A 13350-nucleotide genomic window follows, 5' to 3' on the forward strand; every position below is an offset into this window, starting at 1 on the left:
CTCGGAGCCCTCACGGACTACTTCGCCATCGGTTAAAATACTCCCATGCTCCGCCAGTACGAAGCCGAAGACCTCGCTCCCCTCGCCCAGCGGCTCCGCCAAGAAAACCGCAGAGCCAATTGGATCGCGCTTGGCGTTTTGGTTGCAGTGTCTGGCCTCCTGATCGTCGTGGGATTTCAAAATGGCGTTGCATTCCCTTTCCGTTTATTACAGCTTGTCGGGCTAGCGATTCCTCTGGCAAACGCCTCACGGGGCTACAAACAACGGCGTGAGGCTTTCCTCAAAGCCGTTCAGATCGTCTCCCAAGCGATGGATCGTAGCACGTTGGGGCCGCTCTTGCAGATACGCGACACCACAAGAGGCTCGACGCTCCCCGAAGCGACGCGGCTGGCGAGCACCTGCGACACGATCTTGCGCCGCCGCCTGCCACGCGCCACCGAGGACGAGCTGTTGCGCCTCACGCCCGAGGAGCGTAAGATTCTCGTGCGACTACTTGCCCGTGCTTTGGGAAGCCCTCTCACCAAACCCGCCTTTCGGCCCAATCAGGAGCCCAGCCTCTCTGAAGCCGAACCGGCAACGGCAATTTTATTGGTGCTGGCAAGCCTGAAGCAACCCGGCGGTGAGCGCACCGCCCGGCGCATTCTGAAGCGATTCAAGAACGAAGCCCTGCGCGAGGCCGCGCAGGACTACCTCAAAGCGATGACGTAGTTTGGTACAATCCCCACATGTTTTCCTGGCTAAGAAAATCGGAGACAGCGCTTCCTCCTCCACAAACACTCCCCGTGGGAGAGAGTGGCCTGACCATGACGGTGCATACTCACAAACTCTCACGATGCGATCAAGAGCTGGTCTGCTGGACGTATATCTCGGACGGTTTGGAAAAATGGGGACAAGCCGAGATTGTATTTACCCTAAAGCGGGAGCGACATGAGAAGGTGGAAGCCTTTCCTCATGAGCCTCTCACGCTCTTTAATACCGTTCAGCTCCTCGCCCAGCAAGGACAAATCGTAGGTAGCGGTGGACACTCTCAGCTACGAACCCCGAGTTTTCTGGGCTACTCCGCCTTAGGATACACCGATCCGCACCGCTTGCCTGACATTCCTGCCCCCAAATCAGACTACCTTCAGCTTCTTCTTCTCCAGCTCAACGAGCTAGAAATCTGGAACGGACACGGGGCAACGCGAGTCCTTGCACTCCTTGGTCATCAGGCACGGTTTTACCCTTTTCCCGATTGGTGTGACCGCAAGCGCAAGCCACTGGAGCTCCGAGAAATTGCCACCAAGAGCCTCCTCAGCCAAAACCCCTGCGCCATTCGAGTTCCAGGCGCTTTCTGCCATCTCAATGAGCGTACCCATATTGAGCTGCGACTCACGACCCGTGCAAGGGCAAAACTCAACGAAGCACTTGATGAGCTAGGAACACAAGAGCCCATGCCGTTTGCAATTCTCACTGAGCGCGACTCGACAGCAACAAGCTGCCTTGTCTGTGAGATCGGTACCAGTAGTCCTCTCGCAATTTGCCGCGAGGGGGGAACCGATGCGCGGGCATCTGGTGCCTTTCTGGTTGTCGTTCCCTCAGATGAAGAGGTAACCTTACGGTGGATGGAAGACGGATTTTGCTTGATCCTGCCTCCTGTAGAATTCACCCGCTTCTGTGAGAGTATCCGCACTGGCCACCCCTTTACAGCGGTGGATGCAAAGGGGACAATGCGGTTCTCCTGTTAGTTTGCGGGATAGGGCTTGTCGCCGTGCAGATTGTGCCAGAGAATCCGATTGAGCGTATTGAAATCGGCGGCGTCCATCTCCGTCCAGTCGAGCGACGCCGAGAGGTCGTACCACTTTTGCTCAGACGGGGCCAGCGCGGTGCGCGGGGTGTTCATCTCGCCGATCTTGGTGCGGTTGAGCACAGCAGTAAAAGGCGAGAAGTTGGGCGTGTCGGTGAAGCAGGCGGCCATGGGCGGCGTGTTGGCGTCGAACTTGTTCATCGGATCAAGGCCCAGCATCTTCTCGATGGTCGAGAGCATCGTCACTGTGGTGTAGAAGTTGGAGTCCACGAAGCCGCGCTTGACATAAGGCGAGTAGCAGGCAAAGACCGTGCGGTGGCCATCCACGTGATCCGGCCCCGACTGGGCATCGTCCTCGATCACAAAGATCGCGGTGTTCTTCCACTGCGGCGACTTACTCACCGCCGCGACAATTCGTCCCAGTGCTAAGTCATTGTCCGCGACCATGCTCTTGGGCTTGGGATACTCGGCGGAGAGCCCCTCCGTATGATCCGATGGGAGCGAGAGTACCATCAGATTGGGAACCGTATTGGCCTTGCTGAATTTGGTGTACTCCTCGATAAAGATGTCCGCCTTCACCTGGTCGCTCTGGAGCAGGGGCCAGTAGAGGTAGGTGGGGTGGGCGAGCTGCTTAACACGGTGCACACGTGGCATGGACTTGTAGGTGAACTTGTTCGTCCCCCGTGCCTGCCAGACCTCCAGCCAGTCCTTGGGCTTGGGCTCGATAATATTGCTGCCATCGTCGCAGAACTCCCCGTAGATGCGCACGGTCTTCTTTTTCTTGAGCGCCGCATCCCAGATCGTCCCCGACGACGCCACGCCCATCGGATCGTCGCCATCGTCGGGGTAGGTGCGGTAGCCGGTGTACATGTGCTCTAAGTAATCATTGGCCATCGCGGTGTCGGTCCACTGGTGGCCATCGGCGGAGTTGGTGCCACTGACATAACCATTGTCAAAGAGCGTAAAGCTTCGGGCTAGCGCGTGGTGATTGGGGGTCACCTCCTCGCCCAGGCCACAGAGCTTCGGGTCCCCGTTACCCTCTTTCATATCCCCGAAGACCTCGTCGTAGGTGCGGTTCTCTTTGATGATGTAGAGCACGTGCTGGATCGCGCCATTAAAAACTTTCAGCTTGGGCGTCACACGCGGCGCATCCCAGTTGTTAAGTTGCGCGACGCGAGCCGTCGCCGCCTTCAGGTCAGAGCTTCGATCAATCACCGAGATACTTCCCTGAAAATCATGCGCATTCCCCGCCTGCCCCAGCACCGTGCGCCGCACCGAGCCATTGCCCTTGGTGTTGAGAGCAAAAATGCGCCTTTTTCCCGATGGTCCGAAGGGGGGAATGGCAAGGGCGATGGGGTAATACCCCGCAGGCCGGTAGCCGAGCACCTTACCTCTGACTGCATCCACTTCCGCGACAGCGTTATCGCCGCCACACGCCACCATAATAGACTTCCCGACTGCCGGAGTTACCGGAAGGAGGACGATCGAGGAGGGCATCGCGCCGAGTAGCCGATTATTGCCCCAGGTCAGTGGCCACGTCGCCACGACGCGTTTCTGAGCCAGATCAATCACGCTTAGGCTGTCGCTGGCCGTGTTGGCGACAAAAATACGGTTGCCATCAACCAGAAGCGCCGTGGGGTGCAGCCCGACGGGCAGATGCGTGGTGCTGGCACCATCGCGGCTTACCAAGCTCACGCTACCCGTGGCAGTAAAGCCGCGTGGGTCGCTGACAAGCCAGGCTCCGTTGGACTCCGCGCGCTCACCGTTTTCCAGCTCATCCTCATCGGTGACGGGCCGTCCGCCCCAGTTGCTGGCAATCAGGGTCTTCTCGTCGGCGGAGAGTGCCACGGTAAAGGGGAGCTTCTGGGTGGGAAGCGTGCGCGTGACCGTGCCACTCGCGATGTCCAGCTCGGCGATGCCGTCGCGATCCATCAGGGCCACAAAGAGCGTCTTGCCGTCGCGCGTGACACACATCCCGCCGGGTCTAGGATTCCCCTTGCCCCCAAACTCCAGCTTGCGCCCCGCCGTGAGTTTCCCACTTTCGTAGAGGCACTCTTGAACAACACCATTGCTCACACTGGCAAAGAGGCGCGTGCCGTCGGGTGTCCAGAGCAGACCATGAAACCCCGCTCCGGCAGCAAGAGGCACGTCAGTGCCAGAGATCACGCCCGTCTCGGTCGCCAGAAAAACTTTGTTCTGGCCCAGCACCGCGAGTGTCTTGCCGTCGGGATGGAGCGCGATGTCTACGGGGCGACCGTCAAAGGCAATCGTCCCTGGCTCAATCGTCTGGCCTGAGGACACCAAGAACTGACCGTTGGCTTGCTTTCCGAGCTTGCGGGTCTGGCTTGCCTGGAGCGTGAAGCCCACAACCGCAACACCCAGCACAGCGGCGAGAAGAATTCGTTTCATACCCGGAATTATACCGGGCAGCATGTCAACTATGGGTTAAGAGTTACCGTAACGACAGTGCCTTGCCCAAGAGCGCTCTGAATCTCCAGCGTCCCCCCCAGTGCCGCCGTGATCTCTTTACACAGGGCAAGCCCTAGCCCGACCCCGCCTTGCTCACGAGCACGGGAGGCGTCGGGGCGATAGAACGGCTCCCCGAGGCGCGCCAGATGCTCGGGTGCAATTCCCTCGCCGGTATCCGTGACAGTGAGGATCAGGCTTTCTCCCACTATGGCCTTGAGTGTCACCTGCCCCTCGGACGGGGTGTGGCGCAGGGCATTGCTGACTAAGTTCACCACAACGCGATGCAGGAGCTTGGGATCGGTGGCGAACGTCTCTTCGGGGACATCTAATACCACCGTTGCGTGGGGCGTGCTCTGCCCCGCTTCGGCAGCCTGTGCCGCCTCACTGAGCACTTCTTGCAGCGAGAGACTCTCTCGCTGCACGTGCAGGCTCCCGTTCTCGGCACGCGCCAACAGCAAGAGATCCGAGACGAGCGTATTCGCCCGATCCACGGTTTTATCGGCGCGGGAGAGCGTGCGTCGCTGGCGCTCAGTGAGGGGATCATCGTTCTCCAGTAGAAAGCTAGACGCGGCCTTAATTACGGCAAGCGGCGTGCGTAGCTCGTGGCTCGCATCGGCGGTGAAGCGCTTCTGGCGCGTAAAAGCCGCCTCCATGCGCGAAAGCATCGCATTGAGCACCGTGACAAGCTGGTCAAACGTGTCGCTGCCCCCTGGCTGTGGCAGGCGCTGCTCTAAGTCGCTCGGCTGAAGCGCCGCCGCCGCCCGCGTGAGCTTGCGGATCGGGGCGAAGGCAATGTCCGTCAGGAGCGCCCCGAGCAGGCTCATCAATAACCCCACAGGGAGAATCAGCGCCGTCAGCGCCTTCTGAATCTCAGCAAGCGCAGCATCGGTCTGCTCCAGGCTAGCAGCCGTCTGTAAGATAAAGCTGGGCTGCCGGATCGAGAAAACCTTGATCGTCTTACCATCTTTGTCAAGCTCCTGACGAAGATCGGTTCCCTGCTCTCGTGCCGCCGCCGCACCTGCCACCGACCAAGGCGGCTCCATCGGATTGAGCGTCTGGCCATCCAGGGGAATCGGCCGTGGTTTTAGCAGGGCGGTAGTGCCAAAACGCATGACATCAGGGCCACCCCTCGGCCCTCGCCCTCGGCCAAAATCAAAACCTCGCCCGAAGTCGAAGCCACCTCGTCCACGCCCTTCTCGGTCGCCGAATCCCTCGCGAGGAAAACCGGGGGGTGGCCCGTGATGGAGCATGGTCTCTGCCTGGGACTGCACCGCGCTATCCACCGCGTTGTAGAGCACCATGCGGATTCGGTTCTGGGCGAGGACAACCAGTGCCACCAGCGCCAAGCCACTCAGCGCTCCGTTGAGTAGACGCGCACGCCAGGTAATCGAGAGCCTCATGTCACTTCGCTTCCTGGCTCGCGCAGCACGTAGCCCATTCCGTAGACCGTGTGAAAGAGCCGCGCGTTCTCCGGGCGGTCACTGTCGAGCTTGCGGCGCAGGGCAACCATGTGGACATCAATCGTGTTGGAGCCCACTTCCGCATCGCCTCCCCAGAGTGAGCGCAGCGCTTCTTTACTGACCACATGCCCCACCCGCGCCGCTAGCGCCTCAAGGAGATCAAACTCACGCCGGGTGAGCGAGACCGCTTTGCCGCTACGGGTTACTTCATGTAGCTCCGTGTCAATCACCAGATCCGCGATCTGAAGCGTCCGGCGGCGCTGGAGCCGCTCCCGCCGTAGCAGCGCCGCAATGCGTGCTTTCAGCTCAGGAAAGGCAAAGGGCTTGGTGAGATAGTCGTCGGCCCCGAGCTCCAGGCCGCGCACTTTTTCCTCCACTTCATCCAGCGCCGTGAGCATCAGAATGGGCGTAGGGTCGCGTCGGTCACGCAGGCGACGGCAGAGGCTCCAGCCGTCCATACCGGGTAGCATTAAGTCCAAGAGAATCGCCGCCCAGCCGCCCTCGCAGGCACGCTCAAAACCCTCGGCACCATTGCGGCACCAGGTTATCTCATGCCGAGCCGCCTCCAGCCCCTCGACAATCATCTCGCCCAGTAGCTCTTCGTCCTCGATTAGTAGCAATCGCGCCATAAGAAGCATTGTAGCGGCAAACCGTGAAGCAAACCTGAAGAAAATTCGTCGTCGTTTTCACTATTGCTTCATGGTTGTTGGTTACTATGGGAGGCAGGAGAATGAAGACATGAACCGATTGGCTTTAACGTTTGTGGCATTGATGGTGGGCGGCGCTGCTCTGGCACAGCCGCCTCAGGGTCAGGGTGGCGAACAAGGCGGAGGCCGTGGTGGACGCGGCGGAGGTCGTGGCGGCTTTGGTGGCGGCCAGGGTGGACCAGGAGGCGGCTTTGGTGGTGGCGGTGTTGGCGGCCCCGGCGGCATCATGGGAATGATGGGAGGCATGGGCGGACCGGGTGGCATGATGGGGGGAATGAACCGTGAGATCAGCGCAGCCAATATCTCGCTTCGCATCATGGCGCTCTACCTGAGCCTCACGGATGCTCAGTCCGGGAAGATTGCGCTCCTACGTGAGGAGTCCCAAGACGCCATGCGCCCTCAGATGCCCCAGCGCCGTCCTCAGGCATCTGAGGGCGCCGATCCCAGTGCGGCCCCGAACGCTCAGGGTGGTCGCCCGGACATGCAGGCCATGATGCAGGAGATGCAGGCCGCGATGCAGGAGATGCAGGCCAACATGGCAAAGGCCGAGCGCAAGGCCGCCGCGGACACCGACGCCGTCTTGAGTGAGGCGCAGCGCACTCGTCTGAAGCTACTGATCAAGGCACTGAAGGGTCTGCAGGAGGCAGGGATTCGCCCCGAGGCAACCCTGAAGCTGATGCTCAATGAAGACCAGCTCACCAAGCTCGCTCAGGGCCGCAAGCCTGAGAGCGTTCTGAGCACCGAGCAGCAGACTATCGCGAAGGGCTTCATGATGCCCACGGGTCGTGGTGGCTTCGGTGGCCCAGGAGGCGGTGTTGGCGGCCCCGGTGGCGGTGGATTTGGTGGACGCGGCGGCGGCTAGCCTTCCTAGAACCCCGATTTAGGGACTCTCAAAAATAAAACTATCCCATGCATTCTGATGCTGCACGATCCCAACCCAAACCATCTATGGAATAGGTATTTTATTGAAAGTCCCTTAGAGAAGTCCCCTTTGCTCATAACAGAGGGGACTTTGTTGTCACAACAAGCTCATTCTTCACGTTGATCATGTGAAGGTTCACCACCGTATTGTGGTCTTAAGTTCGGCAAAGAGATAGAACACACATGAAACTCCCACGACTCACTTCATCCCATAAGCTCGGACTCGCCGCAATTTCGGCAACGACCTGGCTCGCCCTGCATGGCTGTGGCGGTGGCGGCTCAAGTACTCCAACACCCACACCACGTCCGACCGCAACGCCTCTTGCAACCGCGACTCCTGTGCCGACATCCACGCCCGTCCCGACCGCAACACCTCTTCCGACGCCGATCCCTACCCCCAGCCCCGTGCCGACAGCGACACCGATCCCAACAGCAACCCCAATCCCAACCCCTACGCCCACACCGCGTCCCCCAACTCCAACCCCGAGTCCTACACCCACGCCATCGCCGACCCCCACGCCCAGTCCGACCCCGACTCCGACGCCGACACCCACTCCCAAGCCCACCACCACGTTTGTAGACAAGCTCTACACCCTCAACCAGGAGAACCGGACGATCTCCAGTGTTGCCCTGCGTGCCTCGGATGATGCCTGGGCCATCGCCTATGACACCAAGCTCTGGAGCGTCTACGATGTTCCCAGTGAGCTTACCGCCGAGCTAACACGCCTGACAGCGCTCAATGCAAATATCAGCGCGGTTGTCCTAGGACCAAGTGCAAGCTGGCTCGTGGTCTACAATAGCAATCAGTTCACCGCCAGTAATGTCCCCCAGGCACTCTACGACCGCCTTTCCAGCCTACAAACAGCAGGAGCCAGTATCACCGCTGTGACAATTGGCCCCACAGGTGCGTGGGCCGTTGTCTACGGAGGCGCGAGCCGAGGCTACTACACTAGCGGCGTGCCCAGCACGTTCTTCAGTCGCCTCAAGAGCCTGATCGAAGACGGCAACAGCGTCCGCCAGCTCGCTTTAGGTGTCAGCGATTCGTGGGGAATCGTTGCCAACGAGAATATCTGCTACCTCAGCGGCGTTCCTGCGGCACTCACCACTGCGGTAACCGCCATCCAAACCGGCAACTACCGCATCAATGCTCTCGCTCTGGGTAAGTCAGGCAGCTACGCCGTGATCTATAAAAACAACGCCTGGTATGCCAGCGCCACCCGAAAACGGTAAAAAATCCCGTATAGTCTCTGGTATGAGTCAGACGATCTACCAAGACCTCGGGGTGTACAGCGAGCTGGTGGGTGCGGCGCAGCGCTCCCGCCCGCTCTGGCCGGAGGCGAGGCCGGGCAAGGCGACGCAGAAGAAAGTGCGTGAGGCACTGGCGTTCGCACCCGGCGACGAGACCCCGCAGGACGTGCGGGTCGAGCAGCGCTGGGAGCGCGAGGGCGTTGTGGGCGAGCTTATCTCGTGGTCGGTGGGCTATGGGCCGCGTACCCAGGCGTTCTATCTGCGGCCCGTGGGCAGCGAGGGAAAGACGCTCCCGGGCATTGTCTCCCTGCACCACCACGGGGGCTTCAAGCTCTACGGCAAGGAGCAGATCGCCGATGGCCCCGAGACAGTTCCGGAGAGTGTGGCACCGTCACGAGGGCAGTACTACGGGGGCCGCGCCTATGCCAATGAGCTGGCCCGACGCGGGTTTGCGGTTCTGGTGCACGATATCTTTCTCTGGGGCAGCCGCAAGTTCCCGCTGGAGACCATGACGGCGCTGCACCAGGATCGTGGCAAGAAGATGGCCTTAGAGTCTGGGGCCAACCCCGCGCAGCTCTACAATGTCACGGCGAGCTTCCACGAAGAGCTGGTCGCCAAGTACACCACGCTACTCGGCACCAGTCTCGCAGGTATCATTAGCTACGAAGACCGCGTGGCGGCGAGCTATCTAGCGTCGCGCCCCGATGTGCAAAGCAAGGCGCTTGGCTGTGTCGGGCTCTCGGGCGGCGGCTTGCGGGCAGCGCTCCTTCAGGCCACGTGCCCTAAGATTCGGGCGTCGGTGGTGGTGGGGATGATGAGCACGTTTCCCGGCCTGCTGGACCACAATGTCGTCAGCCACACCTGGATGCTCTACCCGCCTGCCTGGATGCACCACGGCGACTACGCGGACCTCGTGGCCTGCCGCGCCCCCTCGCCGCTACTCGTGCAGTACGACGAAGCCGATTCGCTCTTTACGCTTGAGGGAATGCGCGCCGCCGATGCCAGAATTGCGCGGCACTACGCGTCGGTGGGGAAGCCCGAGAGCTATCTGGGGCAGTTCTATCCTGGCGGGCACAAGTTCGACCTTCCCATGCAAAACGCCGCCTTTGACTGGCTCGCGACCCGGCTTGGGGTACGATAGCGTGTGCAGACAAGATCTCTCCCTCTCTCGCTCTTTGTGCTCAGCCTGAGCCTTGCCGTGCCGCTGGTTGCCCAAGCGCAGCGGGCGCTTCCCGGCGCGGCCCTACCCCAAGCGCGCTATGATTTCTACGGACGCAAGCCCTATCGCAGTGGCGTCCCCACGCCCACGCAGCTCCTGGGCTACGAGGCGGGTGACACGCACTCCACCTACCGCGAGCAGGAAAAAACGCTACTGGCGATGGCGGCAAAAGACCGGGTGCGGGTCTTTGAGATTGGAACCTCAGTAGAAGGGCGGCCCCTGCGCCTCTTTGCGGTCTCATCGGCGGAGAATTTAGCGAAACTTGACGCGCTCCGCTCTAGTAACCTCAAGCTCTCCGATCCTCGGACGCAGAGTAGCGCCGATGCAGACAAAGCGGCGAAGTCGGCACCGACGTTTGTCTGGATCAACCACTGCATTCACGGCGATGAGTCGGCGTCGTTTGAGTCCGCGATGTGGCTGCTCTACACGCTGGCGGCATCGGAATCGGCGGAGGTGAAAAATGCGCTGGCAAGCTCCGTAGTGCTCATCAACCCCGTGTTCAACCCCGACGGCCACGAGCGCTTTGTGGTCTACAACAACTCCCTGGCGCTGGGAATTCCTGAGGGCGACACGCTGGAGCTGCGCCAGCCGTGGGGTATCTCGGGGCGCTACAACCACTACCGTTTTGACATGAACCGCGACAAGATCTCGCAGTCTCAGCCCGAGACGCAGGCAGAGTCGGCGGCGTTTCTGGCGTGGAAGCCGCAGGTCTTTGTGGACCAGCACGGGCAGGTCGAGAACTACTTCTTCCCCCCCAACTCCGACCCGGTCAACCGCGAGGCCGATGGTAAGCGCATTGAAGACTGGACATCGGTGTTTGGGAAGGCCAACGCGGCGGCCTTTGATAAGTACGGCTGGCAGTATGTGACGCGTGAGCGCTTCGATCTCTACTATCCCGGCTATCTGGACTCCTGGACGACGCTCTCCGGCGCGATTGGGATGACCTACGAGACCGACGAGGGCGGGCGGCTGGCCAAGAAACGTAGCGATGGCACCCTGATCACCCTCCGCGACGGCATCGCGCACCACTTTGAGGCCGCGGTCGCCACGATCACCGCGGCGGCAAAGAACCGCAAGCGCCTGCTCTCGGACTATGTTCAGTACCGCCGTAGCGCGCTGAGCACTTCCGACTCGATGAAGCGCGTGGTCATTCTCCCTGGCACCGACCCGGAGCGGTTCCAAGCGCTCGCCCAGCGCCTCCAGCGCTCCGGCATCGAGGTCAGTGTTGTCGCGAGTGAGTTTGCGTCGGAGAAGGCGCATCCCTACCTCACGCCCGATGGCAAGCCCGTAACGCAAAAACAGAGCTTCCCCGCCGGGAGCCTGGTGATCGAGCTAGCGCAGCCGCAGGGCCGCCTCGCCAAGACATTGCTGGAGCCTACAACACCGCTCGGTGACGCGTTTCTCAAGGCGCAGCTCACCAAACGCCTGAGCAATCTCAAGAAAAACGACGCCGAGCAGACCGACGACTACGACTTCTACGACATCACGGCCTGGTCGCTCCCGTTTGCCTTCGATCTCACGGCGTTTTGGACGGAAGACGCCACGCCTCCCAAAACCAAACCTCTGGCGGCTCCCACAGAGCCCGCCGCGCTGCCTGAAGCCCCCCTTCCTCCCGCCTACCTCATCCGCTACGACCGAGAGAACGCGGCGATTTTGGCGCTACGGCTCCTGGAGAAAGGCTACCGTGTCGGCTCGATGACCAAGCCCGGCAAGGCGGGTGGAATTGCTCTGGAGCATGGGAGCTTTGTGGTTCGTAGCGAGCGCAACCCGGCGAGCCTCCACAAAACGCTGCGCCAGCTTGCCGCCGAGCTGGGCGTTCCACTTGTTCCACTCAGCTCCGCCTACACCGACGAAACCAGTATCGGGCTGGGCTCGGAGTTTCTCAAAAGCCTCAAGCGCCCCCGAATCGCCGTGGTCGCCGATGACATGGTGAGCCTCACGGGCTACGGCAGTGTCTGGCACTTCCTGGAGCGCGAGCTGGGCGTCACGTTCACCCCGATTCGCCTTAGAAGCCTACGCGGCGAGGCGCTCTCCAAGTTCAATGTCGTGATCTTCCCGGAGGGCTTTGGCTACTCTGGCGCACTGGGCAAGCCCGGCATAGATGCCCTGCGCGAGTGGGTTGCAGGCGGCGGCGCGCTGATTGGCCTAGCCAGTGGCGGCACCTGGTTCACCGAGAAAGACGCAAACCTGACTGCGGCCACGGTAGTTGGTGCCGATAAAGACCCCAAGCCCGACGATAAAGACAAGCCTAAGACGACTGAGGAGCGCGAGAAAGAGCGGGAGAAAAAGCCGACGTCGCTGCCCGGTGCCCTCTTTCGCGCCAGCCTCAATCGCGAGCATTTCCTGGGCTTTGGCTACGGGCAAGACGAGCTGATCTTCCCGCTCCAAGGCGACACGTTCCTCAAGCCCACGACCAAAGGCACCAACGCCGTGACATTTGCCAAGAGCAATCTGCTCGTCTCCGGCTTCGCGTGGGAGGGCAACACCGAGCGCCTTCTTGCCGAGACCGCCGCCGTAATCGACGAGCCCACAGGTTCCGGTCATGTCCTGCTCTACCTCTCCGACCCGACGTTTCGAAACCTCTGGCGCGGCCTGAACCGCTTGCTGATCAACGGCATTCTCTTTGGCCCGAATCGCAGCTACGGCGACGGCTAAAGGCTCGTCGGATCCACACACAGCGGCGGACGCTTACCGGTCTCGGTGTAGCGGGCGTGGGTGGCGCAGAACTGCGCGGCGTAGGCGTAGCGGTTCTGATCCGTGGTATTGGTCAGCGAGCGGTGGAGCGTGTCGCGAGTGAAGATACACGTGTCGCCAGGCTGGAGCGTGGGCAGCAGCAGCGCGTTCTCCGGCTCGACCAGTGCCTCGCGGTGCCCCTTTGCCGTCGTCTCGTTGCGCTTGGAGGCTTGCGTCCCGAGTTTGTGCGAGCCGGGTGCAACCCACAGATTTGCCATCTCGGGCGTGATCTCCGAGAGCGCCACGAAGATATTGAGCGCTCCGCCGTAGATATGCGAGTACATGTTGTCCTGGTGCCAGGGCAGGCCGTTGCCCCCGTGCGCGGGAACGATGGCGAGCATGCCGTAGTAGATCAGGGGCGGGGTTCCCAAGAGCTGGCCTGCCGCCGTGACAACGCTCGGGTGGCGCAGGATCGCATGAAGCTCCGGCTTCGACTTTGGGTTCTCGCGGTCAAAAGTCTTCGGTGTCCAGCCGCCGCCGTCGGTGGTTTTCGTCGTCTCACCGATGGCCCGAACGGACTCCACGACACTCAATGGCACTAGGTTTCTCTTGAGCAAGTAGCCCTCACGGAAGTACTGCTCAATCTCGTCTTCAGTTAGCATGTCTTTATTATTCCAGATCGGTAAACAAATAAAAAATCTCCTTGACAGACATAGAGAAGATTTGTACAATTGGCCCAATCCGTTAAGAATTGGCTAGTCCAATTCAGGGACCAGTGTTGGTACTCTATGATGAGAAGTCGTCACGCAACCTACCGTATCATTGCCGATAAGCTAAGTACAGGACAAAAATTGTAGTGCCTTCTCGCGC

Annotated in this window: 10 protein-coding genes; 6 read left to right on the forward strand and 4 right to left on the reverse strand. The window is 60.8% G+C overall.

Annotated elements, in window-relative coordinates; translation table 11 throughout:
• Positions 1-45 precede the first annotated feature (45 nt).
• Both RMO15_RS31475 and RMO15_RS31480 read left to right on the forward strand, forming a co-directional pair.
• Positions 46-708: a hypothetical protein gene (locus tag RMO15_RS31475; RefSeq protein ID WP_309722696.1), complete on the forward strand. Its 663-nt coding sequence runs from the start codon at positions 46-48 to the stop codon at positions 706-708.
• Positions 709-725: 17 nt separating this feature from the next.
• A complete protein-coding gene (locus tag RMO15_RS31480) occupies positions 726-1724 on the forward strand; it encodes a hypothetical protein (RefSeq protein ID WP_309722699.1) in 999 nt (332 codons plus the stop codon).
• On the opposite strand, the gene RMO15_RS31485 is transcribed toward RMO15_RS31480, so the two are convergent.
• The 3 genes from RMO15_RS31485 to RMO15_RS31495 are packed head-to-tail and all read right to left on the reverse strand — an operon-like array spanning position 1721 to position 6341.
• Positions 1721-4192 carry a bifunctional YncE family protein/alkaline phosphatase family protein gene (locus tag RMO15_RS31485; protein WP_309722702.1) on the reverse strand — a complete coding sequence of 824 codons (2472 nt, stop codon included), beginning with the start codon at positions 4190-4192 and terminating at the stop codon, positions 1721-1723. The two genes, RMO15_RS31480 and RMO15_RS31485, sit on opposite strands and share 4 nt — an antisense overlap.
• Before the next feature lie 29 nt (positions 4193-4221).
• The gene (locus RMO15_RS31490) at positions 4222-5652 is read right to left on the reverse strand and encodes a HAMP domain-containing sensor histidine kinase (RefSeq protein WP_309722705.1); all 1431 of its coding nucleotides are present in this window, start codon (positions 5650-5652) and stop codon (positions 4222-4224) included.
• Entirely contained in the window at positions 5649-6341 is a 693-nt protein-coding gene (locus RMO15_RS31495; protein WP_309722707.1) for a response regulator transcription factor, read from the reverse strand. Before RMO15_RS31495 ends, RMO15_RS31490 begins: the two co-directional genes overlap by 4 nt.
• Positions 6342-6450: 109 nt before the next feature.
• Here RMO15_RS31495 and RMO15_RS31500 point away from each other — a divergent pair, with 109 nt between their 5' ends.
• From RMO15_RS31500 to RMO15_RS31515, 4 genes are all read left to right on the forward strand, one after another.
• Positions 6451-7281, forward strand: a complete 831-nt coding sequence (locus RMO15_RS31500) for a hypothetical protein (protein WP_309722710.1) — start codon at positions 6451-6453, stop codon at positions 7279-7281.
• A 242-nt stretch (positions 7282-7523) separates the two neighbouring features.
• Positions 7524-8570: a hypothetical protein gene (locus RMO15_RS31505; RefSeq protein ID WP_309722713.1), complete on the forward strand. Its 1047-nt coding sequence runs from the start codon at positions 7524-7526 to the stop codon at positions 8568-8570.
• 22 nt (positions 8571-8592) lie between these two features.
• Positions 8593-9729, forward strand: a complete 1137-nt coding sequence (locus tag RMO15_RS31510; protein WP_309722715.1) for a hypothetical protein — start codon at positions 8593-8595, stop codon at positions 9727-9729.
• A gap of 3 nt (positions 9730-9732) precedes the next feature.
• Positions 9733-12462 (forward strand): M14 family zinc carboxypeptidase, encoded by a 2730-nt coding sequence (locus RMO15_RS31515; protein ID WP_309722718.1) that lies wholly within the window; start codon positions 9733-9735, stop codon positions 12460-12462.
• On the opposite strand, the gene RMO15_RS31520 is transcribed toward RMO15_RS31515, so the two are convergent.
• A complete protein-coding gene (locus RMO15_RS31520) occupies positions 12459-13142 on the reverse strand; it encodes a phytanoyl-CoA dioxygenase family protein (RefSeq protein WP_309722721.1) in 684 nt (227 codons plus the stop codon). The two genes, RMO15_RS31515 and RMO15_RS31520, sit on opposite strands and share 4 nt — an antisense overlap.
• Between the last annotated feature and the right edge of the window lie 208 nt (positions 13143-13350).

Origin of the sequence: Armatimonas sp., assembly GCF_031410135.1 — a bacterium.
Taxonomy (GTDB): Bacteria; Armatimonadota; Armatimonadia; order Armatimonadales; family Armatimonadaceae; genus Armatimonas.